This window comes from Fructilactobacillus fructivorans, assembly GCF_000814735.1.
Taxonomy (GTDB): Bacteria; Bacillota; Bacilli; order Lactobacillales; family Lactobacillaceae; genus Fructilactobacillus; species Fructilactobacillus fructivorans.
The window spans coordinates 114,564-141,546 of record NZ_JOJZ01000019.1 but is presented as its reverse complement, the minus strand read 5'-3'; the positions used below and the strand labels follow the sequence as shown (position 1 = coordinate 141,546).

Sequence of the window (26,983 nt, the reverse complement as noted above, 5' to 3'; positions counted from 1 at the left end):
CAAAGCGTTTGGAGGGATGAAAATGAGAAGCAAAGTAAAACTTGCAAGTTCATCAAACGAACTGTTCGCTGGTTTGTTTGGCATCGAGATCGAAGAAAATCGGGTTGATCTTAGTCGTAATAGTCTCTCCCGCTTCCCGCATCAAAAGGAATTGGGTGATCGACAGGGGAAGAAGACTCACTTTCAGACTGATTTTGCTGAAAGTATGGAGGAACTGGTTACCGATAAACACGCAACCATGAAGGGTGTGTTGGAGCAGATGCGTTCCCTTCAATCAATTTTGCATGGAACCCTCAAACCAAATGAGATTATTTGGCCGATGTCGATGCCACCTAAACTAAGTGAAGATGATGTTGATTTTGTTAGAAACACGTTTAAGCGTTTTTGGATGGCTGATTATCGCAAGTGGCTGACAAAGCGCTATGGGATTTTTCGGCAAATCATGTGTGGAATTCACTTTAATTATTCACCAAGCGATCAAATAATTGCGATTTTTCAAAGCAATCATCATATTAAGAGCAAAAAACGGGCACAAACGGAACTTTTGTTTCAAATTGCCCAACAATTAGTTGGTGAACGTTGGTTAATTACGTATCTATTTGGGGCTACACCACTATCAGAAAACTCGGATGATCAATTATTCGGGGTGGAGCAACAAGTGGTTCCAGTCCGTTCCCTGCGATCCAGTAAGTATGGTTATGAAAATGCTAAGGAAATTCACGTCTCATATGGAAGTTTAAGTGAATATGTGAATGATCTGCAACATGAAGTAAATTCGCATAAGTTATTTTCTGAAAGTGAATTTTATGGTCCAGTGAGGTTAAAGGCGAAAGATGGAATTAATTCAGTTCGAGCAAAGGGGTTTGATTACCTTGAATTACGAACCCTAGATTTAGATCCATTTGATTTTTTGGAAATTAATTTAAAAACCTTGGATTTAATCCATCTCTTAATTGTAGACGCCATTATTAATCCCCAAGAGTGGAGTGATGAGCAATTGGATGAAGCCAAAGCACAGAATAATCAGGTTGCTTTGCAACATCCCACTGACCATTTACCGTCCAATTTAGAGCAACAAGCCAGTGTGATCATGAAGCGTATTAATCGTTTGGTTCAGTACGCCCCAGATGGTTTAAAAGTGGAGTTAGAGGAAGCTCTTGCAGCTGCCACTAAAAAATTAATGGATCCTAATTTAACTCCAGCTGCTCAACTAATTAAATTTAAAAAACAGAATTCATTGATGGATTTCGGGGTTCAAAGGGGAAAGCAACTAAAGCAACAGTATGCAAATCAAAGTGTTACCGAAGCCTTTCCGGGAATCAATCCAGATATGGTGAATCAGTACATTGAAAAACAGGAAGGGATTAATGGGTAGTCATTAATCCCTTTTTTGGAATCAAAGGTTAGCTATATAAATGACACACCCGGTATGTTATACTGGGAAGAGTTTGGAGGCATCAAAAATGGCAGACAACGAACAGTTTGTGATTATTACGGGTATGAGTGGAGCGGGTAAGACACTTGCGATGCAGACATGTGAGGATTTAGGATATTTTTGTGTGGATAACATTCCACCGGCTCTGATTCCAAAATTCATGGAACTAGTTCATACATCTAGTGAAATCAAGAAAGTGGCTTTAGTAATTGATTTAAGAGCACCAGCTTCGTATCGTGAAATTGTTGATACTTTAGTTGAAATGGCCAATGATAAAGACACTGAGGATCAGGTAATCTTCCTCGATGCCTCTGATGAAAAATTAGTATCTAGATATAAAGAAAGCCGTCGGACCCATCCATTAGCACGAAACGGACGGGTTGTTGACGGAATTGAAAAAGAACGAAAACTAATGAAAAGGGTTAAAGACTCGGCTGATCTGGTCATTAATACCAGTGATTTGACGCCGCAAGAGCTCCGTGAGGAAATTATTCATAAGTTTGAATTATCTCATTCGGAACCATTTCACGTTGAGTTAATGTCATTCGGGTTCAAATATGGACTTCCAATCGATGCTGATATTATTTTAGACGTGCGTTTTTTGAAGAATCCCTTTTATGTAGTTAAATTGAGAAGTAAGACTGGGAAAGATCAAGACGTTTATGATTACGTCATGAACCAGGATGAAGCAAATGAGTTTTACAAAAAAGTCTTTGACCTCGTTAAGTTTACGTTACCTAAATTTAAAAAAGAAGGAAAATCAACTGTCACCATGGCAATTGGTTGTACTGGCGGTCAACATCGTTCGGTTGCAATGGTTGAGCGATTAGCTAAGGATATCAAGGATCAACTCGGGTATCCCGTTAATGTCACACATAGAGACATTAACCGCCACAAAGGGGTTAAGTAAATGATTGACAAAGTAGGTAAAAGAATCGGTCGCCCGAAGATGGTTGTCATTGGCGGGGGAACCGGATTACCTGTAATTTTAAAGAGTTTAAAAAAACGTGATGTTGATATCACTGCAGTGGTTACGGTCGCTGACGATGGTGGATCATCTGGCATCCTTCGAAACTATATCAATGTATTACCACCGGGAGACATTCGAAATGTCTTGGCGGCGCTTTCGACGTTGCCACAGATTGATTTAGATATTTTACAGTATCGCTTTGAATCGTCTGACAAGTTTCTTGCCGGTCATGCCATTGGTAATTTAATAATTGCTGCACTCTCGGAAATGAGTGGAGGCTTTTTTGATGCCATTCAAAAGTTAACTGACATTATGAAAGTTGATGGTCATGTTTATCCGGTGTGTGATGAGAGCCTGGAACTACATGCTGAATTCGCTGATGGCACAACTATGTCTGGTGAATCAGAGATCACTAATTCTGATAAAATGATTCGAAGAGTTTGGGTTGAACCAACTGATGGAAATAAGAAGCCAGAAGCGGTTCCAAGTGTGATTAACGCTATTATGGATGCTGATCAAATTGTGTTAGGTCCAGGAAGCTTATTTACCAGCATCCTGCCTAACTTAATGGTTGATAATGTTGGTAAGGCTGTTACCGAGACTGATGCCGAAGTGGTCTATATTTGTAATATTATGACCCAAAAGGGTGAAACTGATAATTTTACCGATGCCGACCACGTTCGGGTCTTGAACCGACATCTGAAAACTAATTTTATTGACACCGTTTTAGTTAATAATAAGAAAGTGCCCGCCAGTTACGTTGATCATCAACGTTGGGGTGATGAAGCTCAACCAGTTAAATCTGATTTTAAGGGTTTAAAAGAACAGGGGTGTCGCGTCATTTCATCTGATTTTCTTGAATTACGGGATCATGGGGCTTTTCATAATGGCCCGCTAGTTTCAGATGAACTGATTCGCTTATTAGGGCAACCTAAAATTCGTCATTAGGGGATGATGAGATGTCATATGCTAGTGACGTCAAAAAAGAATTAACTAATCTAGAAGTTCATCGAGCCAATGCCAAGGCTGAATTGATGGCTTTGATTAGAATGAATGGAACACTTAAAATATACGAAAAACGATTCGTATTGGATATGCAATCTGAGAATCCTGCAATTGCCAGACGATTGTATCGACTTTTACTTCAGTTTTATCACGTGGAGGGAAAAGTCTTAGTAAGAAAAAAGATGAAGCTGAAAAAGAACAATCTTTACGTGGTGCGACTAAATCATCATGTGCGTGAAATCTTGGATGATCTTGGAATTTTGGATGGCAATAAGATCATTGAACGGGTTCCAATGGAGCTTCTGAAGGATGATGGACAGGTGCGTTCTTATTTGCGTGGAGCCTTTTTAGCGGGAGGGTCCGTTAATAATCCAGAGACGTCTCGGTACCATTTGGAGATTTATTCTACGTACGAAAATCATAATGAAATGATTGCGGAAATGATGAATCACTACCATTTGGGGGCTAAAACCACTACCAGACGGAGCGGTTGTATCGCATACTTAAAAGAAGCCGAAAAGATTGCTGATTTTCTTCAGTTGATTGGGGCCACGAACTCAATGCTGAAGTTTGAAGATATTCGGATTGTACGGGACATGCGTAATTCCGTTAATCGGTTAGTAAACTGTGAGAACGCCAACATGAATAAGGTGGCTAATGCTTCTACCAAACAAATTGAGAACATTCGGTTTATTAAGGATACGGTGGGATTAAAGAAATTACCACCAAAACTGCGCGATGTAGCAGAAGTTCGGATGAAACATCAGGAGGTTAGTTTAAAAGAACTAGGCGATCTGGTGCCAAATGGTCCGATTTCTAAGTCAGGAGTCAATCATCGTTTACGTAAGATTAATGAATTTGCGACGGAGTTACGGTCAAATGAATGATAATAAAACAACAAAAAAGCAGCATTTAGAATAATTCTAAATGCTGCTTTTATTATGAAATAATATTTAATTATTTTTTGTCAGAACTGTTCTTCATGATGCCATCAATCAAACCATAATCAACTGCTTCATCGGCAGTAAGGTAATTGTCTCGCTCAGTATCACGGTTAACTCGTTCAAGTGGTTGACCGGAGTTTTCAGCAAGTAATTCATTAATCATCTTACGTGCTCGTAAAATTTCTTTGGCAGCAATTTCAATTTCAGTTTGTTGACCTTGAGCACCACCAGATGGTTGGTGAATCATGATTTGAGAATGTGGTAATGCAAAACGCTTACCCTTAGCACCAGATGAAGCCAAGACACTGGCCATTGATGCAGCCATTCCCATAACGATGGTTTGAACATCTGCGTGGATGAAGTTCATCGTATCGTAGATGGCCATTCCTGAAGTGATCACACCACCGGGTGAGTTGATGTACAAGTAGATATCTTTGTCAGAGTCTTGGGCATCCAAGAACAATAGTTGAGCGATAACTGCGTTAGCCATATCATCCTGAATTTCACCGGATAACATAATGATTCGGTCTTTTAGAAGACGTGAGTAAATGTCATATGCACGTTCACCTTGTGGTGAGTTTTCAATGACAGTTGGAACTAAATTCATATCCATACTCCTCCTTTGATAATTTTAAATTATATCAAGTTATAAAAGTCATTCTACATTAAAGGTCAATAAAGGTCAAAGACTTTGCTTGATGATAATTAAGCGATCGATTCACGTGAGTATTTGTGTAAATCAACTTCTTTATTGTAGTTCATGTTGGTGTCTTCTGGGAAGTAAACACCATACCAAAGAATGAAAGTGTAGATGGTAAAGATCTTCTGCATACTGGACTTACCTTCCATGTGTTCTTTTAGAATGTAGTCTAATTCGTCCACGTTGAAGAACTTCTTAGCAATGTCAGAATGAAAGGCTTCTTCAATTTTAGCATGATATTTAGGTTCCTTGATCCATTGAGCGATTGGTGATGGGAAACCAAGTTTTTCTTTATCAGCGACCACCTTTGGAACTTGTGAGGAAGCTGCTTTTCTAAATGCAGCTTTGGTAATTGGATTACCATCCTTATCAAAGGTGATTCGCGTCTTAGTTGGCATTGTTTGCGCAAAGGCGGCAACTTCCTTATCAACTAATGGAGTACGAACTTCAAGGCTGTTAGCCATACTCATACGATCAGCTTTATGCAAGATATCAAATGGTAACCAGGTATTAATGTCAAAGTATTGTTCTTGGGTTACTTCATCTTTGCCAGCAACTTCGTCAAAGATGTGTTTAGTGTACTCACCAGTATCAAAGTTAAGTGACTTATCCTTTAAGACACGATCACGATCATGTTGATCAAAGACATAGTTAACCCGGTAGTAACGTTCATAAAGTGGTTCGGCACCACGCATTAAGAAGCGACGTCCGTGGAAGCGTGGGAACATTGAGGCCATCTTACCGAGAGCTGTTCTTACAAACTTAGGAACCATTTTTTGATATTTCTCAAAAGTGAAGGCTTCTAGGTAGGTATTGTAACCACCGAAGAATTCATCGGCACCTTCACCAGAGAGAGACACAATGAGGTCTTTTCGTGCACTGTGTGATAAGTAGTAAAGTTGTGGTGCAGATGGGTTTGATAGAGGTTCGTCCATGTAGTACATCATGGTAGGAAGAAAATCAAAGTAATCATCGCCATCAATGGTGGTAGCGGTATTTTTCTGCCCGATTTCCTTAGCAAATTTAGTTGACCAGCTTAATTCACTGTACTTAGAACCGTTAAAACCAAGTGAGAAGGATTGCATCGGTTTGATTTTAGCAGCTTCGTTTAAAACGTAACTGGAGTCAACTCCACTTGATAGAAAACTACCTAATGGAACATCGGAAGCCATGTGGACCTTGACACTGTCATCAACGAGTCCTTCGATTTTTTTAGCGTCACCATCGATGGTTTGAGAGTCATCAATGTGATCGTAATTGTATTTGTAGAATGTGTCAGTGGTAGTTTTTCCATCTTTATAGATGAAGTACTGTCCTGGCATAACCTTGTAGACATTCTTGAACATTGTTTCTGCTGAAGGAATGAATTCAAAGCTAAGATGAACCGGGAGCAGTTTTGTATTAATTTCTTTTTTGAAATTAGGGTTAGCCAAAAAGGCCTTGATTTCTGATCCCCACATAAAGTTCTTACCGTCATCATAGTAATACATTGGTTTAATCCCAAAGTGATCTCTGGCACCGAATACCTGATGCTTTTTGGAATCATAGATGGCAAAGGCGAACATTCCACGGAGCTTAGAAAGTAACTTCTTAGGACCCCATGCTTCGTATCCACGAATTAAAACCTCTGAATCACAATCAGTATCGAATTCCTGGCCAGCTTCAATTAGTTCTTTTTGTAAATCTTTGTAATTATAAATTTCACCATTAAATGTTAAGACGTCGGTGTCATTGTCACCAAACATTGGTTGGTGACCGTTGGCAAGGTCAATAATTGATAAACGCCGAAATCCCATCGAGACATCTTCGTTTTGGAAGAATCCATCATCATCTGGACCACGATGTTTAATTCTTTGAGCCATATTTTTGATAGTATCCTTTGGGATATTATCTTGGTTAATATAACCAGTAAATCCACACATAGTATCTTCTCCTTTTTAAATTGCTTACTTACTTCTGCATTAACTTCAATAACTATCTTAAGTTGTTCACACACAAAAGGCTAGCTAAGCATGGCTAGTCTAAACAAAATATTAATAATTATGTCTATTTAAGGGTTACATCACGGGTTACATTGCCTTTATATCAGTATTTTCATGATGTAATTGTCTAACTAATTCTTAGACGACCGTTTGACCGTCATTCGCTTAAGTGGGAATAAAATTCCTAAAATCAAGCCAGCACTTAGTGTTAATGAAAACATAATTATACCAATAATAGTTCCAATTTTCATCATTAAATCATGACTAAGCATGGCGTCAAGGTTAATAACGCAGCCAATCAGAAAAATAACTAGCCATAGAATGGGTGATAAAATTTCAATTTTTTTCATCAATGGCTTGTCATCTGTGATGGTTTTCCAATTCTTTTCGTAAAGGATGATGACACAAAGATCAATTACGAAGAGGGGAATTAACCATAAGTCGTGGAGATTAAACGGCAAAATGAATAAGACTACCCCAATTACTAGTAAAACTAGCTCAAAGAAGTAGGCGTATTTAGAAATATAGCCGTAACGTTTGATTCGGATCATTTTCTGTCTAAATGTTAATTTTGATTGGGATGAACTCTTGGACTTGGATCCAATTAGTTCATTAGTTGAGATGTCATAGAGATTCGCTAACGCTGTGATGGCATCTTGATCAGGTCTGCTTCGACCATTTTCCCATGCTGAAATGGTCTTACGAGACACGTTGAGTTTTTGGGCCACTTCAGCCTGAGTAAGGTTATTTTGATTTCGATATTTTTTTAGCTTTTCGTTTAATTTCATGCTGATTTCCTTACTAGAATAGTATCAATTTTCTTCTATTATACTGGCAAATTGAGCGAAATTAAAAGCAGTGAGGGTTAATCTCTCACTGCTTTTATGCGCATGGACGGAATCGAACCGTCATCTTAAGAACCGGAATCTTACGTGCTATCCATTACACTACACGCGCAGTACATTCTTAAATATAGTAGATTAGAGGAAAAAACTCAAGATAATAATGGTTTTTTAATTACAAATCGGGTTAGTTTTTGCTATACTATCTCTGGTGATGAATTTCGAATTCATTGTCACAATTTTATCGCTTGCGGCTTGTCGTTTGGTGTTTTTAATCACTGACATGATTTGGCAAAAGTGTTAAGATGTGAATGTATTAAAATTTGATTATTCCAAAAGGAGGAAGCATATTATGACTACAAAAATTGGTCTTAATGGTTTCGGAAGAATTGGTCGTCTAGCATTCAGACGTATCCTTGAATTAAATTCAAGTGATATCGAAGTCGTAGCAATTAATGATTTAACTACCCCTTCAATGTTAGCTTACCTATTAAAATATGACTCAGTTCATGGTCGTTTTGACGGTGACGTTTCAGCTACTGAAGATGCAATTATCGTTAATGGTACTCGTATCCCAGTTTATGCAGAACGTGACGCAAAGAACATTCCTTGGGTTAAGAATGATGGTGTTGACTTCGTACTTGAATGTACCGGTTTCTACACATCAAAAGAAAAGGCACAAGCTCATCTTGATGCCGGTGCAAAGCGTGTCTTGATTTCAGCTCCTGCTGGTCAAATGACTACTGTTGTTCCTGGTGTTAACATGGACGACTTAACTTCAGAAGACAAGATTGTTTCTGCTGGTTCATGTACCACTAGTTGTTTAGCACCTATGGCTTACTGGTTGAACAAAGACTTCGGCGTTAAGTTAGGTACTATGACTACTGTTCATGCTTACACTGCTTCACAAGCACTTCAAGATGGCCCACGTAGTGCTAAGTTACAAAATAACCGTGCCGCTGCTATTAACACTGTACCTCACTCAAGTGGTGCTGCTAAAGCTATCGGTTTGGTTATCCCTGAACTTGATGGTGTCCTTAAGGGTCACGCACAACGTGTTGCCGTAGCTGATGGTTCATTAACTGAATTAGTAGCTATCTTAGACAAGAACGTTACTGCTGAAGAAGTTAACGATGCTATGAAGAGCCATGTTAACGATGCCTTTGGTTACGCTAACGATTACATGGTTTCAACTGATGTTATCGGAGACTCACACGGGTCAGTATTTGATCCAGGTCAAACTGAAATCACCCAAAGTGGTGACACACAATTAGTTAAGACTGTTGCTTGGTACGATAACGAATGGGGCTTCACTTGCAACATGGTTCGTACCTTGTTGAAATTTGCTACTCTATAATTTTAGATTGCAACTTTGAAAAGGCGGAGGAGGGAAATCTCTTCCGTCTTTTCCTTTATAAAATATAATTAAACATTGGAGGCAATCACGATGGCAAAAGTAATCGTTGACGATTTAGATGTTCAAGGCAAAAAAGTTCTAATGAGAGTCGATTTTAACGTTCCGGTTAAGGACGGTAAAATTGGTGATGATAACCGAATTGTTGCTGCACTTCCTACAATCAAGTACGTAATTGATCATGGTGGTAAGGCAATTCTGTTCTCTCACTTAGGCCGAATTAAAAAAGAAGACGACAAACCAGGTTTGTCACTTCGTCCAGTCGCAGAAAAGCTAGCTGAGTTGCTTGGCAAACCAGTTACCTTTGTTCCTGTTACTGAAGGTCCACAACTTGAAGAAGCTATTGACAATATGTCAGATGGCCAAGTCCTTTTGGTACAAAATACTCGTTATGAAGACGTTGTAAATGGTGAAAACGTTAAACGTGAATCTGGTAATGATCCTAAGTTAGGTGAATACTGGGCTTCACTTGGTGATGAATTCATTAATGATGCGTTCGGAACTGCTCATAGAGAACATGCTTCAAACGTTGGTATTGCCAAGGCAATGGAAAAAGCAGGGAAGCCAGTTGCTGCCGGATACTTGATGGAAAAGGAAATTAAGTTCTTAGGTAACGCTGTTGATAATCCTAAGCATCCATTCATCGCAATTCTTGGTGGTGCTAAAGTTTCTGATAAGATTGGTGTTATTGACCACTTGTTAGATAAAGCCGACAAGATCATCATTGGTGGTGGAATGACTTATACTTTCTATGCTGCTAAGGGCATTCCTACTGGTAACTCACTTGTTGAAAAAGACAAGATTGATGTTGCCAAAGATATCCTTAAAAAGGCTGGCGATAAAATCGTCCTACCCGTTGACTCAGTTGTAGCTGATAAGTTCTCAAATGATGCTAAAGCTGAAATCGTTGATGGTGGAATTCCTGATGGCATGATGGGTCTTGACATTGGACCTAAGAGTATTAAATTATTCGAAGATGTTCTAAAAGACGCTAAGACGGTCGTTTGGAATGGACCAATGGGTGTCTTTGAATTTCCTAAGTTTGCTAAGGGAACCTTGGCAATTGGTGAATTCCTAGGTACCTTGAAGGATGCTACTACCATTGTTGGTGGTGGAGATTCAACTGCTGCTGTTAAAGAATTGGGTGTTGCTGATAAGTTAACCCATATTTCAACTGGTGGTGGAGCTTCACTTGAATACCTTGAAGGTAAGACACTTCCAGGGATTGCATCAATTTCAGATAAAAAATAATTTAAAAAGTCATCGATTTATTCGATGACTTTTTTTGTCTGTGTCAATTTTCTAGCTTATTGCTTCTCTTTCGGCTAAAATATAGATAAAGATGAATTACGAAAGGAGAAGTATCATGCGTATTCCTTTTATTGGTGGGAACTGGAAAATGAACTTGTCTTTAGATGAAGCGGTTCAATTTGTAATCGATATTAAAGATAAGTTACCAGATCCTAAGAACGTTGAGACTGCTTTAGCAGCTTCACCATTGTTTCTTGAATCAATGCTTAAAGCCAATGGATCTAGTCCATTGCATGTCACAGCCGAAAATTGTTTTTACAAAAATGAAGGTGCTTATACGGGGGAAGTAAGTCCCAAGGCACTCAGCCAGATGGGAATTCCATACGTCATTGTAGGACATTCTGAGAGACGTCGTTACTTTAATGAAACCAACGATATCATCAATAAGAAGGTTCATGCGGTTCTAAGCAACGGAATGCGTCCCATTCTCTGTTGTGACGAGACGATGGGTCGGCTTGAAACTGGTGATCGAATTCACTGGGTTGTTAATCAAGTGACGGCTGGGTTAAAGGGTATTTCTGAAAAGGACGCTTTAAAGGTTGTCATTGCTTACGAACCAAGCTGGGCTATCGGCACTGGTCACAGTGCGTCAACTACTGAAGCTGAAGAAGGATGTTATTTAATCAGACAAACTTTGGCTGACATCTATTCGGATGATGTTGCTAATCAGATCAGAATTTTGTACGGTGGTAGTGTTGATCCTGATAACATCGTTGCTTTGATGAAACAGATTGATATTGACGGCATTTTAGCCGGAAAGAGCAGTCTTAAATCTAAGGAATTTTTAGAGCTAGCAAATTACCAAGATTTACAAAATAAATAGTTATTATGATTGCAACTTAAGGTCTAAACTAATAGAATTAAGTTGACCTTTAAATATAGGTAACAAATTCACTAAGGAGAGATAACATGTCAATTATTTCTGATATTTATGCTCGCGAAGTGTTGGATTCACGTGGTAATCCAACTGTTGAAGCTGAAGTTTACACAGAAGACGGTGCAATGGGCCGTGGAATCGTCCCATCAGGTGCCTCAACCGGTGAACACGAAGCTGTTGAACTTCGTGACGGAGACAAAAATAGATATATGGGCAAAGGTGTTACTAAAGCTGTTAGCAACGTTAACAACATCATTGCAAAAAAAATCGTTGGTTTTGATGTAACTGATCAATTAGGTATTGACCAAGCTATGATCAAGCTTGATGGTACTCCTAACAAAGCTAAGTTAGGTGCTAACGCAATCTTGTCTGTTTCAATTGCTGCTGCTAGAGCCGCAGCCGACGAACTTGGTGTTCCATTGTATAACTACTTAGGTGGTTTCGATGCACATGTTCTTCCAACTCCAATGATGAACGTTATCAATGGTGGTAAGCATGCTAACAACAAGGTTGATTTCCAAGAATTCATGATTATGCCAATTGGTGCAAAAACATTTAGAGAAGCCGTTCGGATGGGATCAGAAACTTTCCATAACTTAAAGGCTATCTTGGCAGAACGTGGATACTCAACCGCTGTTGGTGATGAAGGTGGATTTGCACCTGATTTGAAGAATAACGAAGAGCCATTTGAAATCTTAGTTGAAGCTATTAAACGTGCTGGATACAAGCCTGGTAAGGACATTTCAATTGCCTTTGACTGTGCGGCTTCAGAATTTTACAACGCTGACACTAAGAAGTACAACCTGGTTGGTGACGGTAAGTCATACACTGCTGATGAATTCATCACTTTACTTGATGAAATCGTTGACAAGTACCCAATCATCTCAATCGAAGACCCATTGGATGAAAACGAATGGGAAGATTGGCAAATGGCTACTAAACGCTTAGGTAAGAAAGTTCAAGTTGTTGGTGATGATTTGTTCGTTACTAACACTGAATACTTATCAAAGGGTATCAAGATGAACGTTGCTAACTCAATCTTGATCAAACTTAACCAAATCGGTACTTTAACTGAAACTGTTAATGCCGTTAACATGGCTAAGGAAGCTAGTTACACTGCAATTATTTCTCACCGTTCTGGTGAAACTGAAGATACCACTATTTCAGACTTAGTTGTTGCTTTAAACACTGGCCAAATCAAGACTGGTTCAATGAGCCGTGGTGAAAGAATTGCTAAGTACAATCAATTGATGAGAATTGAAGATCAATTAGGATCAGTTGCTGTGTACAAAGGAATTAACTCATTCTACAACTTGAGCCCAGAAGCTAAAGAAGCAATCATTAAAAAATAATAAAATTAAAACACCTTCGTTATGAAGGTGTTTTTTTGTACATAAATTCATAAGTTTCGAATCCGCCTGCGTATCTAATTACAGAAAGAGGAGGAGAAATATGAATATCACAAAAAAGTTTCCACTGTTTTTAGCATTAATTGTTGCTACCGTTGGTTTGTCAATGAGTTTTTTTGCACCAATTACGAAAGCAAGTGAGTATACCATTACCGCTCACAAGCATTGGATTAATCAGGATGGAGTAAGGGATTCATCCTACGCCTTTGATATTGCAAAGGTGAACGTTAAGAATCGAGCTGACATCAAAGCTCCGATCATTCCGGGGTTCCATTTAGACACAAGTATTGCACCAATCTATATCGGGAGGGACGTGGTGGTCTTTAATTACAATAAAGATGAAAAAATTCCTGATCCAGTTCCAACCCCACCGGTGCCAATTATACCCGTTCCTAGTGATAATAAGCCAGAACCAAAGCCAATTCCTAATCATGATGAGAAAAAGCATACCCCGGTCGTACCCATTCCGGTTAAACCAAGCCACCATCATGATGAGAAGCATGAGAAGGGGAATAACGAAGATCATCATATTCCACTAAAACCTACTAAAAAGAATCACAATCCCAAACGTGAAGAAAAGATCGAGAAGCCTTCGAAAAAGCAACCTTCCAAAGATCGTTTAGTCTTTCCTAAGCACCCAGGTCACACTCGTTCTACTGATGGGATGATAAGTCATAACAATAACCAAATTTCTGATGATCACATCAATCATCATTTGAGAAAGTCCACAACTAATTGGTCAGAAATTCATGATCATCGGGTTACTAATAACGCAAATCACCGAACCCAATCCACTTTTAAAAATAATAAAAGTACTACTGATCGTCGTCATCACTCTCAGAGTTTACCTCGAACGGGTGAAAAAAGTAGTTGGTTCTTATCATTGATTGGGGTAGTACTCTTATTAGTTAGTTCAGTTTGGTTCATTAGGATCAATCGGACCGGAAAATAGGATGGACTAGAAATAACTCCGCATTTATGCTAAACTAATTAAAGTATTGATAAGCCTGTTTAGCTAATGGGTAGGAGGCATTTTTTTGAATAATCTTTTGATGATATTATTATGGATCGTTAGTATCCTCATTATTGGTGCAGTTTTAATGCAACCTTCTAAGAATAATGATGCAATGTCATCACTCTCTGGTGGTGCGAACGATTCTTCCTCTGAGTCCAAGCCTAGGGGCTTTGAGGCATTTATGCAAAAAGTGACTGTGGTACTAGGAATTTTGTTCTTTGGTATTGCATTAATTCTGATGTGGATTTCATCACATTAATAAAAAAACCTCCTGTTAAGCAGGGGGTTTTTGTATTTAAAGCGGATTACTAGCGTTTATTAAAGAATGAGATTTATAATTGACTATAAGTCAATTGGATTGTAGAGGAAAATATATTGCAAGATAATAAGTTAAAAAATGAAATTGAACAGGAGTTACAATCACATCCTGATCAAAGTTATAGTGTTGAAAAATTAGCTGATGACTTGAATTACCATGGATCATCAGCTTTCAAGTTAATTGTTTCAGAGCTTGCTGCCCTGGAGCGTGACCGTGCCGTAGTGGTAACTGGGAACGGTGATTTTAAAATTAATCCTAGTGAATTAAAGTTAGAAGGAATTTTTCATTCTAACCCTAAGGGTTTTGGATTTGTAAGATATGATGATGAGTTACCAGATGCATTTATTGCACCAGATGAGACCATGCATGCGATGAACTTGGATAAGGTTGAGATTCAGATCACTAAGCCAGGGGAAAAAGATTCTGATCGTGGACCGCAAGCTAAAGTGGTTAATATTCTGGAACACCACTATACCCATGTGGTAGGAGAATTTCGTCAGACTGACAATGACCATGGTTACTTAGGTCAAGTTATTTTAAAGGATAAGAAGCTCTCGGGTCTCAAATTTTACGTTGTTGATGCTGGACTTCATCCAACTCCAGGAGAAGTGGTTACTGCCGATATCACTGAGTATCCTAGTAACGAACATCCTGATTACATGGTTGGAATCGTTAAACAGGTTATCGGAAGTGTTGACGATCCTGGGATTGATATCCTTCAGGTAGTTTATGCCCATGATGTTCCATCCCAATTTCCTGAAGATGTTTTGGAAGAAGCTGACGCCATTCCGGATCATGTTCTACCAGAGGAAACCAAGGGTCGCGAAGATATCACTGATCAAGACTTAGTCACCATAGATGGTGAATCATCAAAAGACTTAGATGATGCCGTTACCGCATGGAAGTTGCCAAACGGAAACTATCATTTAGGGGTTCACATTGCTGATGTTAGTCACTACGTTAAGCAGGGAACTCTCTTGGATCGTGAAGCGTATAAGCGTGGAACGTCAGTGTACTTAACCGATCGTGTTATTCCAATGTTACCGCGTCGTTTATCAAACGGAATCTGTTCCCTTAATGAAGGACAACTTCGTTTGTGCTTGAGTTGTGATATGGAAATTAACCAACAGGGTAAAGTGATTAAGAAACGAATTCATCCTAGTGTGATGAAGTCAAAAGCTCGAATGACGTACACTGCCGTTAATAACATTCTTGAATCAAAAGACAAGAAAACTCGGGAAGAATACCATGATTTAGTACCAATGTTTGAAACCATGGCTGAACTACACCGAATTTTATACAAACAAAGAAAACGTCGTGGTGCAATCGACTTTGATGATGATGAGGCAGAAATCATCATGAACAAGGAAGGTAAGCCAGTTGACATTAAACTGAGAACTAGAGGTTTGGCTGAAAGAATGATTGAATCATTCATGTTGGCCGCCAACGAAACGGTTGCCGAAACATATTATAAGCTTAAGGTTCCGTTCATTTATCGTGTCCATGAAACCCCAGATCCAACTCGGGTTAAGGATTTCTTTGAATTCTTGACTGCCTTTGGAATCGAGGTTAAAGCAGATCCAGATCACTTGACTCCTAAGACTTTGCAAAATATTTTAGGTAAAGTGAAGGGATTGCCTGAGGAAACGATGGTATCAGTAATGATGCTTCGAAGTTTGCAACAGGCGAAATACAGCGACAAGTGTGTGGGTCATTTTGGTTTAGGTGCCAAGTATTACACCCACTTTACCTCACCAATTCGTCGTTACCCTGATTTGTTTGTTCACCGCTTGATTCATTATTATGAAGATAATGGAATTAACGATGAAACCCGCCAAACTTACGCGGATCAAGTTGGAGAAGTAGCTGTGCATTGTTCTGAGACTGAACGTCGTGGAGTTGATACTGAACGTGACGTTGACTCAATGATGAAAGCAGAATACATGACCCAACACATTGGTGAAGAGTACGATGCCGTCGTATCATCAGTAATGAAATTTGGGATGTTCGTTGAACTACCAAACACCGTTGAAGGTTTGATTCACATTAGTAAGATGGACGATGATTACTACGAATACGTTGAAAAGTACATGGCACTGGTTGGGCGAAACACACGGAGAACCTACAAGATCGGACAGACTTTACGGGTTAAATGTGTTGCGGCCGACGTTGATCAGATGACCGTTGACTTTGAAATTGTTAAACCAGAAGATGCACCACTGAGTGAACTTTTGCCAAAACAAGAGCATAAAAATGACAAACATCATCACAGTGGAAAGCATTCCGATGGAAAGAATCGTCGTCAGAGTTATAAGAATCAAGATCGGAGAAAGAACGGTAAAAAGGGACATTCATTTAAGATCAGAACCAAACCATCTAATAGTCGTAAAAAATAGGAGATGGGATCATGGCTAGAAAAAAGCATCAACCAACTGAAAAAAATGTAATGGCAACCAATCGAAAGGCTCGACATGATTACTTTATTTCAGACACCTATGAAGCTGGAATATCGTTAACTGGAACTGAGATTAAATCGGTTAGAGCACGTCGAATGAATTTAAAGGATGGCTTTGTGCAGATTCGAAACGGACAAGCATATTTGATGAACGTTCACATTAGTGAGTATGCACAGGGAAATCAATTTAATCATGATCCATTACGTAATCGAAAGTTATTGTTGCATAAAAAAGAGATCAAGAAGCTTGGTGAAGCCACATTGACCAAGGGAATTACCATTGTTCCTCTGAAGGTTTATCTAAAACACGGTTACGCCAAGGTGCTCATTGGAGTGGCTAAAGGTAAACGCGAATACGATAAACGTGAAACCATCAAGCAGCGTGATACTCAACGGCAGATTGATCGTGTTATGAAACATTACTAGTTAATTAAGGAGTGCTTTGGTACTCTTTTTTTGTTTACCAAGAAAGCGCTCTCTTATGGTAAAATGTAATTGAGGTGTTGGAAGTGAAACCGTTTATTCATAATGACTGGTGGCCAGTGTTGGAACCAGAATTTAAGAAACCATATTATCAAAAATTAAGACATTTCTTGGTGGAAGAATACAATAATAAAACCATCTATCCAGAAATGCATCACATTTTTCAAGCATTTGAGTGGACTCCGTTTAGCAAGGTGAAGGTCGTTATTCTAGGTCAAGATCCTTATCATGGCCCACATCAAGCTAATGGACTTAGTTTTTCGGTGATGCCAGGTGTCGCTGTTCCACCATCACTAAAAAATATTTATAAGGAACTACAAAGTGATCTTGGGATTAAACCGGTTAACCATGGTTACTTAAAGAGCTGGGCTGAACAGGGCGTTTTGTTGCTGAACTCGGTTTTAACCGTTCAGGATGGAGTTGCATTTTCTCATCGTGGAAAAGGTTGGGAGAGATTAACTGATTACGCGATTGAGCAACTCTCTAAGCGACCCGAACCCGTTGTTTTCATTCTATGGGGCCGAGCTGCTAGAGATAAGATCAAATTGATTAATACCGACGCTAACATTGTCATTCAATCTGCTCACCCTAGTCCTTTATCTGCTAATCGTGGTTTCTTTGGCTCCAAGCCATTTTCAAAAACGAACGAAGCACTTGAAGCGATGGGGGAGAAACCAATTAACTGGAAATTACCAGAACACGTCACTGCCACTAATAAGGAGAGTTAATTATGGACCTTTTTGATAGTTTGAAAGCAAAGATCAATGGTAAGAACATCAAATTAGTATTTCCCGAAGGAGAAGATCATCGAATTGTTGAAGCCGCAAGCCGACTTAAGAAAGACCATCTGGTTGAGCCTACGTTATTAGGCGACCCTCAGGCAATTAAACAGGTTGCTGATGAAAATGGGATTGATTTAGATGGGATTACAATTATTGATATTAATAATGTTGATCCAGCAACATTTAACCAAATGGTTGATTCATTGGTTAAGCGTCGAAATGGCAAAACCGATGAAAAGACCGCCCGTGAGTGGTTAAAAGATCCCAACTACTTTGGAACTATGATGGTATACATGGGGACCGTTGACGGAATGGTTTCAGGAGCAGCTCATCCTACTGGTGACACGGTTCGTCCTGCTTTACAAATTATTAAAACTAAGCCAGGAGTAAAATTAATCAGTGGGGCCTTTGTGATGCAAAAAGGTGACACACGTTACTTGTTTGCCGATTGTGCCATTAACATCGAGTTAGACGATCAACAACTCGGTGAGGTAGCGGTTGAAAGTGCTCATACAGCCCGTTTGTTTGATATTGATCCTAAAGTTGCTCTCCTAAGTTTCTCAACGAAGGGTTCAGCAAAGGGTCCTGAAGTTGATAAGGTGCAAAGCGCAACTAAGATTGCTCAAAGGTTGGATCCGGACACGCCGATCGACGGTGAATTGCAGTTTGACGCTGCCATTGTTCCTTCAGTTGCTAAGAGTAAGGCACCAGGATCAGATGTTGCTGGTCAGGCAACGGTCTTTGTCTTTCCAGAGCTTCAGTCCGGAAACATTGGTTACAAGATTGCCCAACGATTGGGTGGTTTTGAAGCTATTGGGCCAATTCTTCAAGGATTAAATCAACCTGTTTCTGACCTATCGCGAGGATGCAATGCTGAAGATGTCTACAAGGTAGCCATCATTACGGCTACTCAAGCACTTTAATTCGAGGCGATTTATTTGATTAAATTTAAAGTCGATAGTCCTGAACAAACCGAAAAATTAGGTGAGGAACTCGCTCCAGATTTAAAAGCCGGAGATGTCATTTTACTTGATGGTGATCTGGGTGCGGGTAAAACAACCTTTACAAAGGGACTGGGTAAAGGACTTGGCATTAAGCGAAACATTAAAAGTCCTACCTTTACCATTATTCGGGAGTACAAGAATGGGCGATTACCCCTTTATCACATGGACGTCTATCGTCTTGAAGAAGGCGGAGCCGACGAGTTGGGTTTAAACGAATACTTCAATGGTGACGGAGTGAGTGTTGTGGAATGGTCGAAATTTGCGGAGGATGAACTTCCTGACGATTACTTACGGATTAAGTTCACCAGAAATGATGAGTTAGGTGATAATGATCGGACAATTGAAATGACTGCTAGTGGTGGTCACTTTAATGCGATTCTAAAGTCGGGGGATTTGAACCTTGGCAGATGATGAAATCACAATCCGAGCCGCTAATTCCAAGGATGCTGCTCCATTAATTAAATTAATGAAACAGTTAAGTAAAGAATCGAAAAATTTCACCACTGACGTTCAGGTTGATCAATTGACTGCTGAAACCGAAGCTCAGGCGATTGATGCTGTTAACGCCACGGGGACTAATCTCATTATGGTGGCGGTTGCCGGAACAAAGCTAATCGGAGTTTTAAGTATCAGTCAGGTTGCTCCTACTGTCGGTGAACTTGGAGTAGCAATTTTATCCGATTATCAAGACATGGGACTTGGCACCTACTTGATTCAAGAAGCCATTGATTGGATTGCTAATTTTAGTCAATTGGACGAATTAACTTTATCGGTTCTAAAAACCAACCAGGGCGCGTTTCGATTGTATAAAAAACTAGGATTTGTCGTTACTGGTCAAGATGATCACGTAATTGAAATGAAAATGAACATAAAAAAAGGCTGAGAATAAATCTCAGTCTTTTTAAATGGATTTAACAAACGGTTTAATGGCATTTTTACCAAACTGTTGGTATTCGTAAATTAGGATATTAGCGCACGCTAGGCTGTCGTCTAAGGCGTTGTGGTGGTGCTGTAATTCGATTCCTAAATTTTGACTAACCGTGTTTAGTTTATGATTAACAAATCCAGGATAAAACTTTTTTGAAGTTTTAACGGTATCAAGAGTTTGGTAGTGAGGTTGTCTTAAACCATATCGCTCCAAACTTTTCTTTAAGACACTGTTATCAAAATTATTGTTATGAGCAATCACCAGTTTGTTTCGATCGAAGAGGGGATTAATTTGGTCCCAAACTTCTGGAAACGTTGGTGAATCGACTACATCTTTTTCGTGAATACCATGAACGTTGATATTTCGCCAGTTAAACTCACATTCGGGATTGATTAATGAGTAAAACTCATCAACCACTTCGTCGTTTCTTATGATCGTTAGTGCAACCGAACATGCACTAGCACGCTTTCCAGCAGCGGTTTCAAAGTCGATTGCCGCAAAATTCATTTAAATGATCCTCTCTAATTAAGCTTAAGTCCGTCGGTAATTAATTGAATTGGAGCGTGATCCGAACCCATCACGTTACCTAAAATATTTGATTCAGCCACGTCGTTTTGAATGGAGTCAGAAACTAGGAAATAGTCCATTCTCCAACCACGATCACGTGCTCGTTCGTCGTATCGATAACTCCACCAAGTGTAGGCACCACTTTGGTGAGGATGGAGGGCTCGAAATGTGTCGACAAATCCTGAAGCTAAAAGACGACCAAAATCATCACGTTCTTGTTGTGTGTACCCAGCTTTATGATGATCTTCTTCAGGATCGTCAATATCGATTGGCTGGTAGGCGACGCTCATGTCACCACCAATTACGACTGGCTTAGTGCCAGTGAGTTTGTTGACAAAGGTAATAAATTTTTGATCCCAATCAAGGCGATAATCAAGTCTTTGTAACTCTTCGCCTGAGTTGGGAACGTACGTGTTAATTAAATAAAAGTCAGGATATTCAAGGGTTAGGCAACGACCTTCAACATCAGTATCAGTCCCATCAACGCCATAAATGACGTTTTGAGCCTTATGCTTGGTGAAAGTTGTTACTCCAGCGTAACCAGGGCGTTCAGCTGAATCCCAGTATTGATAGTAATTACCAGGAACTTCTAGAGCGATATCATTTTCATGAACCCGAGTTTCTTGGACGTTAAAAAAGTCAGCATCAATTTCATTGAAAAATTCGTAAAAATTCTTTTTAACTGCGGATCGTAAACCATTTACATTCCATGAGATAAAATTCATTGTATCCCCTCCTTCAATGCCAGTATATCACGATCGGAAGTGTTTAAATAATGATAACGTGCTAGAATATAGTGTGTATATTTAGAAAGGAAAATGACGATGGTTGAAGACTTAACAAACAAATTCAAGGAGATTGAAATCTTAAAAGATGAGCCACTTTTCAATTATTCTTGGACTAAGACTGGTGGAAAAGCTGATTTTCTCGCATTTCCCTCATCATTTAAAGAAACCGAAGAATTATTAAACTATGCAAACGAAATTAAAATGCCAATTACGGTGCTGGGCAATGCCAGTAATCTGATTGTTCGAGATGGCGGAATTCGGGGATTAACAATTATCCTCACTAAAATGAATGCCATCCGAACTGAGGACCATCGGGTAATTGCGGAAGCAGGGGCTGCTTATATTGACGCAACCAAAGCCGCTCAAAAAGCTGGCTTAACCGGCCTAGAATTTGCGGCTGGAATTCCAGGAAGTGTTGGTGGTGGTGTGTTCATGAACGCCGGAGCTTACGGTGGAGAAACCCAGTATGTCTTGGAGTCAGCAACGGTTTTGACCCCACAGGGTGAGATTATTGTTTTAGATAATGATCAATTGGATTTTGGGTATCGTCATAGTAGTATCCAAGACTATGGTGATGTGGTACTAGAAGCCACTTTCAAGTTGGAACCTGGTAATAAGCCAGAAATCCAGAGTGAAATGGATCATCTAAACTACCTCAGAAGATCGAAACAACCGTTAGAGTGGCCTTCATGTGGAAGTGTTTTTAAACGCCCCAAGGGTTATTTTGCTGGTAAACTAATCCATGATGCTGGCCTGCAGGGATATCGATCTGGTGGAGCTGAAGTTTCTAAAAAGCACGCTGGATTTATTATTAACGTTGGTGGTGCCACCGCTACCGATTATTTAAATGTGATTAAACACGTTCAAGAAACGGTTTATCATGATAATCAGGTTCACCTTGAAACCGAAGTCAGGATCATTGGTGAACCAAAATAGGAGGGAAGTAGCATATGGTAATAGTTGAAGCAGTCATCACGTTAATCGTTTTAGTCCTGCTTTCTAGCATTATCTCCCACTATGTCACGAAAATTCCAGTTAGTTTGATTCAAATTTTACTTGGTTTAGGGTTAGCTCTTTTCTTTAAGTTCAAGATTGATTTAAATACTGACTGGTTTTTACTGTTGTTCATTGCTCCGTTATTATTCAATGATGGACGAGATTTTCCGAAGCGTGAGTTATGGGAACTGCGGGGACCGATCTTTGAAAATGCCATCTGGTTAGTCTTTATTACGACCATTATTGGTGGTTATTTTGTCAATTGGCTAGTGCCATCAATGCCACTAGCAGCCTGTTTTGCCTTAATTGCCATTCTATCTCCCACCGATCCGATTGCTGTCCAATCAATTTCAAAACGAGTTCATCTACCAAGTAACATCCTGCATCTGGTATCTGGCGAAAGTTTGATAAACGATGCCAGTGGACTAATTGCGTTTAAGTATGCAATTGCAGCGGTTGTAACAGGATATTTTTCTTTGAAAAATGCAACAGTTGACTTTGTCTATACCGCGCTGGTAGGTTTGATTATCGGAATTGTCGGTATGTCGCTGATCATTGTTTTACGAAACTTATTATTAAAAGTCCATTTTAATGATGTTATCTTTAACGTGGTTCTCCACATTTTGACCCCGTTTATTATCTATGTCATTGCAGAAGATGCTTTACATGCCTCGGGAGTAATTGCGGTCGTTGCGGCTGGAATTATTGATCATTTGCAGACCAATGTCGCTAACACTAAGTCACCCGAGGTAAACCTATTAACGAATCGAACCTGGGATGTCATTGTGTACTGTTTAAATGGAATTGTCTTTCTAATTCTAGGGATTGAGCTGCCGGTTGCTACCCGGGTTGTTATTAATGGATCAGAATATCGAACGCTGGCATCATTCGGAATTGCCTTCGCAGTTTGGGTGGCTTTATTGGTAATTCGAGTGGTTTGGATTTTAGGTTATGAGTTATTTTCATACTATGTAACCAAACGTTCCAATCGAAAGCCAAGTTTGTCAGTGGCCCTTTTAGCCGGAATTTCAGGAGTACGTGGGGCCATTACGATGGCCGGAATTCTTTCTGTTCCTGCTCTCTTATCGGATGGAAAAGCCTTTCCGGATCGTTCGCTAATGCTTTTCATTGCGGCAATGGTAATTGTCATTAGTTTAGTGGCTGCCACTATTATTTTGCCAATTATTTCGCCTGGTGCTAGTCCGCTTGAAACTCGAGCTTCTTTGATTGATAAAGACGAAGATGATGATGAAACAGAAGATGAAGAGGACGAACAAGCGGGTTACGTTTCAGAGGACGATGCGCGCATTTTTATCATTAAAAGTGCCATTGCAAGTCTCGAAAATAACAAAACGAATGATAACGAACGTGCGGTTTACGACACGGTTTTAGACTATCAAGTTGAGTTAAGAAATCTCTTGCGTAAGACTAGGGATGATAGCGCTGAAAGTAAGTCATTAAACGAAGAATTGAGTTTAAGACGGGTCGCTTTAGAAGGAAAACGAAACGCCATTAAAGAACTGTATCGAGAAAAACAAATTTCTAAAGATACGTACTGGATTGCCAATCGTCGAATTAACCGGGAAGAACGGCGGATGTTCGCGAACGGTTATGATGGATACAAAAAGAACCACTGGTATTATCCAGGATGGTTCTCATCGATTCTTCATTCGATTAAGAGTTGGCAGGTTAGTGAGTCCGAAAGTAAGAAAACGAAGAGTGAATTACGGCTGGTCACGGTGGTAGGTGATCAGGCTGCTATTGATGCCATTTCCGACTTTTTGAGTCGAAGTGACATCAATGAGCAAGATTTTGATTCACAAATTATTCACTTTATTATTACCTTTTATCAAAGTCAGATTGAACGAGCTCATTCCTACAATGATCCTGATGAGGATGACGAGGAATATGAGTACCAGCTTCTACGGCTTCGTTCAATTGCTCTTGAGGCTGAGCGGCGCGCGGTGGAAAGGTTGATTAACAATCGTAAAGTTAGCCATGCAATGGGGCTGCACCTGCGTCAGGATATTAATTATAAGGAAACGTTAATGTTAAGTGATAACTAAAAAAGGCCTTGCACTTTAAAGTGCAAGGCCCTTTTGGTTATTCCTTGTTATTACTAATAATGGTGTAAATCCAATATATCATCAACTGCAGAACGGTCATCAAAAAGACAAAGACCAACATGTGCATGTTCCACATGTTTAAGAATGGTCGAATGTACATTCGGGGTGAAAGAATCAGGTAAATGGTATGAACTCGCATGAATCTGCCGATGAACAATCCGATTGAACTGGCTACCGTTAAGATGACAATGGTAACGAAATTCGAAAAGTTGCCTGGCAAATGGATCTTGACATCGATGGCTTTGGCGACATGAACTAAACTCCAGAAACCGATGAACGCACAACTTAGTGCGCTAATCATTAAACAGGTGTACAAAAACCACACATGTGGATCCAGTCTAAGGAGGCCATTAGCTTCGTCTGGATGTAACCAGGCGAGATGCAGAAGGTCGGTTAGAATATAAGGTGAATTTGGATAGAAAAGTAACCACAGAAGTGACAAAAGCCAAAAAACAAAACTGTTTTGATGGGGTTTATTGCCAATGTGAAAACTCAATTCAATGGGAATGTAACCCAACAGTGTATTCAGTGCTAAAAATCCAAATCGTGTATCACGAAGGAATAAGAACAGTAGCACCATCCATCCGATGAAAAATATTCTAACTTGCCATTTTTTGTTTTGTGACATGATAATTCGACCCCTTTTCCTCTATATATAAATTAAACCCCAAATTAAAGAAAAAAACTAGAAATTTAACTATAGAATTAAATTTTTTTAATATTTGGAATTAGCGAAGTGCCTTTATTTAGGTAATAATTCAGTGATATAATAATATACAAACTGGAGGTTGTGCTATGGGGATTGATTGGAGTAGCTTGTTTACGTTACATAATCTAAGCAACTTAATTGATATATTAGTTGTTTGGCTCATTATTTATGAATTGATAATGCTTCTTCGTGGCACTCGCGCGGTGCAGTTATTGCGTGGAATCATTGTCATTATTATCGCAAAAATTGCCAGCTGGTACTTGGGATTAACCATGGTTTCATGGATTCTGGACCAAATTATCAACTGGGGAGTAATTGGATGCATCATCATCTTTCAACCCGAAATTCGACGGGGACTTGAAAAATTAGGTCGTGGATCGGTCTTTAGATCAACTCAGAACCAGGATGAAAAGGCTGAAAAGATGATTAAAGCCTTGGATGGTGCCATTCAGTACATGTCCAAACGCCGAATTGGAGCGTTGATTACCATTCAAATGCATACGGGACTTGAAGAATACATTGAGACTGGAATCAAACTCGATGCAGATATTTCAAGTCAGTTATTGATTAACATTTTTATTCCCAATACACCTTTGCATGACGGAGCGGTCATCATTAAGGATGATAAAATTGCTGCGGCTGCGGCTTACTTGCCATTATCGCAAAGTAATTTAATTCCAAAAGAGTTAGGAACTAGGCATCGTGCTGCCGTGGGAATCTCGGAGGTTTCAGATGCTTTAACAATCGTTATTTCAGAAGAGACTGGGGAAGTCTCCATTACTAGAAATAATGAACTTCTCCGGGGAATGACCCAAGAGGATTACTTGAAGTACTTGAGGAGTCAGTTGATTCCTAGGGAACATCCGGATCAACATCAAACCATCGTAACGCGTGCGATTAGTTTCTTCCAGAAACATTTCGGAGGTGACAAGTAGCTATGAAAAAGTTCTTTCAAAGTAAGTGGTTTTACGCTATCTTGTCACTGATTTTTACCTTTGCACTGTTCTTTTATGTCCATGATGGTAAAAATGACATGGGATTAACTAACAGCACCAGTAGTTCAACTAATACCACTCAGATGGCGGCAAATAAGTCGAAGGATCTCTCGGTTCCATTGCAACTGAATGTCAATTCAGACAAGTATTTTGTGATTGGTTATCCAGAAAAAGTGAACGTTCAATTGTCTGGCCCGTCGGCTTTGGTTACGACTACCGCTAACACTCAGAATTTTAAGGTCTATGCGGACCTTGGTAATTTAGGCCCAGGTGAGCATACGGTGAAACTTCAGCAACAGGGACTTAATTCTGATATCCACAGTAAAATCAAGCCATCCAAGATTCATGTGAATATTCAACCACGACGGACGGTGAAATTCCCGGTAAAGGCTACGTACGATAAGAAAAACATTGCCTCAGGATATAAAGTTGGGAAAGCATCATCTGATGTTAGCTCGGCTAAGGTAACTGGCCCAATTGATCAAATTAATCGCATCGATTCAGTGGTGGCTAAGATAAGTCTAAAACCCAACACCAAAAGTGATGTAAAACAGGATGCGGTGATCGAAGCTCTAGATAAAAAAGGGAAAACCATTAATGTAATTATCACTCCATCTACAAGTGCAGTTGATTTACCTGTCTCAGCGGGTGATAATAAGAGAGTGCCAGTCAAAGTTAACTTAAATAATAAACAGGATGATAAAACGTACGACGTGAAGTGTGATCCATCTGATGTCTTATTGTTAGGTGATAAGGATGCTATTAGTGGGATTAATTCAGTTAATGCTGACGTCGATGTTAGTAAGATGTCCGGTAAGAACACCAAGACGGTTTCGCTTGATACCGGTAATTCTAAGGTGAATGGACTGGATCCATCAACGGTGAAAGTACAAGTAGACGTAAAGGATAAGTAAATCAAAGTGAGGT

At 39.5% G+C, this 26,983-nt stretch carries 26 protein-coding genes and 1 tRNA gene; 20 read left to right on the top strand and 7 right to left on the bottom strand.

Features of this window, described 5'->3' with window-relative positions; translation table 11 throughout:
• The first annotated feature begins 22 nt into the window (after nt 1-22).
• From LfDm3_RS04450 to whiA, 4 genes are all read left to right on the top strand, one after another.
• On the top strand, nt 23-1,375 hold the full coding sequence (locus LfDm3_RS04450) for a glutamate--cysteine ligase (protein ID WP_191978923.1): 1,353 nt from the start codon (nt 23-25) through the stop codon (nt 1,373-1,375).
• A gap of 88 nt (nt 1,376-1,463) precedes the next feature.
• Entirely contained in the window at nt 1,464-2,345 is an 882-nt protein-coding gene (rapZ, locus tag LfDm3_RS04445; RefSeq protein ID WP_039144475.1) for an RNase adapter RapZ, read from the top strand.
• Nucleotides 2,346-3,353, top strand: coding sequence for a gluconeogenesis factor YvcK family protein (locus LfDm3_RS04440; RefSeq protein WP_039144472.1), 1,008 nt, complete (start codon nt 2,346-2,348; stop codon nt 3,351-3,353). It begins immediately after the preceding gene.
• An 11-nt stretch (nt 3,354-3,364) separates the two neighbouring features.
• A complete protein-coding gene (whiA, locus tag LfDm3_RS04435) occupies nt 3,365-4,297 on the top strand; it encodes a DNA-binding protein WhiA (RefSeq protein WP_039144469.1) in 933 nt (310 codons plus the stop codon).
• A gap of 70 nt (nt 4,298-4,367) precedes the next feature.
• Here whiA and clpP read toward each other — a convergent pair whose 3' ends face one another.
• The 4 genes from clpP to LfDm3_RS04415 all read right to left on the bottom strand — a co-directional run bounded on the left by clpP (nt 4,368) and on the right by LfDm3_RS04415 (nt 7,993).
• Entirely contained in the window at nt 4,368-4,961 is a 594-nt protein-coding gene (gene clpP, locus LfDm3_RS04430) for an ATP-dependent Clp endopeptidase proteolytic subunit ClpP (protein ID WP_010021861.1), read from the bottom strand.
• Between the two features lie 98 nt (nt 4,962-5,059).
• Complete coding sequence (asnB, locus tag LfDm3_RS04425; protein WP_039144466.1) at nt 5,060-6,976, bottom strand: asparagine synthase (glutamine-hydrolyzing); 1,917 nt, start codon at nt 6,974-6,976, stop codon at nt 5,060-5,062.
• Nucleotides 6,977-7,167: 191 nt separating this feature from the next.
• Entirely contained in the window at nt 7,168-7,824 is a 657-nt protein-coding gene (locus LfDm3_RS06710; RefSeq protein WP_052236613.1) for a helix-turn-helix domain-containing protein, read from the bottom strand.
• 97 nt (nt 7,825-7,921) lie between these two features.
• A tRNA-Arg gene (locus LfDm3_RS04415) sits at nt 7,922-7,993 on the bottom strand.
• 237 nt (nt 7,994-8,230) lie between these two features.
• On the opposite strand from LfDm3_RS04415, the gene gap reads away from it, so the two are divergent.
• From gap to LfDm3_RS04355, 12 genes are all read left to right on the top strand, one after another.
• Entirely contained in the window at nt 8,231-9,235 is a 1,005-nt protein-coding gene (gene gap / locus LfDm3_RS04410) for a type I glyceraldehyde-3-phosphate dehydrogenase (protein WP_010021864.1), read from the top strand.
• A 90-nt stretch (nt 9,236-9,325) separates the two neighbouring features.
• Entirely contained in the window at nt 9,326-10,543 is a 1,218-nt protein-coding gene (locus LfDm3_RS04405) for a phosphoglycerate kinase (protein WP_039144463.1), read from the top strand.
• A 115-nt stretch (nt 10,544-10,658) separates the two neighbouring features.
• Entirely contained in the window at nt 10,659-11,426 is a 768-nt protein-coding gene (gene tpiA / locus LfDm3_RS04400) for a triose-phosphate isomerase (protein WP_039144460.1), read from the top strand.
• Between the two features lie 86 nt (nt 11,427-11,512).
• Entirely contained in the window at nt 11,513-12,832 is a 1,320-nt protein-coding gene (gene eno / locus LfDm3_RS04395; protein WP_039144458.1) for a phosphopyruvate hydratase, read from the top strand.
• Between the two features lie 100 nt (nt 12,833-12,932).
• On the top strand, nt 12,933-13,841 hold the full coding sequence (locus LfDm3_RS04390; RefSeq protein WP_039144455.1) for an LPXTG cell wall anchor domain-containing protein: 909 nt from the start codon (nt 12,933-12,935) through the stop codon (nt 13,839-13,841).
• Nucleotides 13,842-13,926: 85 nt separating this feature from the next.
• Nucleotides 13,927-14,163: a preprotein translocase subunit SecG gene (gene secG / locus LfDm3_RS04385; protein WP_010021870.1), complete on the top strand. Its 237-nt coding sequence runs from the start codon at nt 13,927-13,929 to the stop codon at nt 14,161-14,163.
• Nucleotides 14,164-14,279: 116 nt separating this feature from the next.
• On the top strand, nt 14,280-16,619 hold the full coding sequence (gene rnr, locus LfDm3_RS04380; RefSeq protein WP_039144453.1) for a ribonuclease R: 2,340 nt from the start codon (nt 14,280-14,282) through the stop codon (nt 16,617-16,619).
• An 11-nt stretch (nt 16,620-16,630) separates the two neighbouring features.
• On the top strand, nt 16,631-17,104 hold the full coding sequence (gene smpB, locus LfDm3_RS04375; protein WP_010021874.1) for an SsrA-binding protein SmpB: 474 nt from the start codon (nt 16,631-16,633) through the stop codon (nt 17,102-17,104).
• Nucleotides 17,105-17,187: 83 nt separating this feature from the next.
• Nucleotides 17,188-17,889, top strand: coding sequence for a uracil-DNA glycosylase (locus LfDm3_RS04370; RefSeq protein WP_010021875.1), 702 nt, complete (start codon nt 17,188-17,190; stop codon nt 17,887-17,889).
• A gap of 2 nt (nt 17,890-17,891) precedes the next feature.
• On the top strand, nt 17,892-18,866 hold the full coding sequence (pta, locus tag LfDm3_RS04365) for a phosphate acetyltransferase (RefSeq protein ID WP_039144450.1): 975 nt from the start codon (nt 17,892-17,894) through the stop codon (nt 18,864-18,866).
• Nucleotides 18,867-18,881: 15 nt separating this feature from the next.
• Nucleotides 18,882-19,358 carry a tRNA (adenosine(37)-N6)-threonylcarbamoyltransferase complex ATPase subunit type 1 TsaE gene (tsaE, locus tag LfDm3_RS04360; protein ID WP_039144448.1) on the top strand — a complete coding sequence of 159 codons (477 nt, stop codon included), beginning with the start codon at nt 18,882-18,884 and terminating at the stop codon, nt 19,356-19,358.
• On the top strand, nt 19,348-19,830 hold the full coding sequence (locus tag LfDm3_RS04355) for a GNAT family N-acetyltransferase (protein WP_039144445.1): 483 nt from the start codon (nt 19,348-19,350) through the stop codon (nt 19,828-19,830). The genes tsaE and LfDm3_RS04355 overlap by 11 nt, the downstream gene beginning before the upstream one ends.
• An 18-nt stretch (nt 19,831-19,848) precedes the next feature.
• Here the strand turns inward: LfDm3_RS04355 and LfDm3_RS04350 are convergent, their stop codons facing one another.
• Together LfDm3_RS04350 and LfDm3_RS04345 are read right to left on the bottom strand one after the other, a co-directional pair.
• On the bottom strand, nt 19,849-20,382 hold the full coding sequence (locus LfDm3_RS04350) for a 3'-5' exonuclease (protein WP_039144442.1): 534 nt from the start codon (nt 20,380-20,382) through the stop codon (nt 19,849-19,851).
• A 14-nt stretch (nt 20,383-20,396) separates the two neighbouring features.
• A complete protein-coding gene (locus LfDm3_RS04345) occupies nt 20,397-21,167 on the bottom strand; it encodes an exodeoxyribonuclease III (RefSeq protein ID WP_039144440.1) in 771 nt (256 codons plus the stop codon).
• Nucleotides 21,168-21,266: 99 nt separating this feature from the next.
• Here LfDm3_RS04345 and murB point away from each other — a divergent pair, with 99 nt between their 5' ends.
• Nucleotides 21,267-22,166 (top strand): UDP-N-acetylmuramate dehydrogenase, encoded by a 900-nt coding sequence (murB, locus tag LfDm3_RS04340; protein ID WP_156112355.1) that lies wholly within the window; start codon nt 21,267-21,269, stop codon nt 22,164-22,166.
• Between the two features lie 14 nt (nt 22,167-22,180).
• The gene (locus LfDm3_RS04335; RefSeq protein WP_039144432.1) at nt 22,181-24,292 is read left to right on the top strand and encodes a cation:proton antiporter; all 2,112 of its coding nucleotides are present in this window, start codon (nt 22,181-22,183) and stop codon (nt 24,290-24,292) included.
• A 37-nt stretch (nt 24,293-24,329) separates the two neighbouring features.
• Here the strand turns inward: LfDm3_RS04335 and LfDm3_RS04330 are convergent, their stop codons facing one another.
• A complete protein-coding gene (locus LfDm3_RS04330) occupies nt 24,330-24,980 on the bottom strand; it encodes a DUF1361 domain-containing protein (protein WP_052236612.1) in 651 nt (216 codons plus the stop codon).
• 167 nt (nt 24,981-25,147) lie between these two features.
• On the opposite strand from LfDm3_RS04330, the gene cdaA reads away from it, so the two are divergent.
• Nucleotides 25,148-25,996 carry a diadenylate cyclase CdaA gene (cdaA, locus tag LfDm3_RS04325; RefSeq protein WP_082019968.1) on the top strand — a complete coding sequence of 283 codons (849 nt, stop codon included), beginning with the start codon at nt 25,148-25,150 and terminating at the stop codon, nt 25,994-25,996.
• Between the two features lie 2 nt (nt 25,997-25,998).
• On the top strand, nt 25,999-26,970 hold the full coding sequence (locus LfDm3_RS04320; protein ID WP_039144427.1) for a CdaR family protein: 972 nt from the start codon (nt 25,999-26,001) through the stop codon (nt 26,968-26,970).
• The last annotated feature ends 13 nt before the right edge of the window (nt 26,971-26,983 follow it).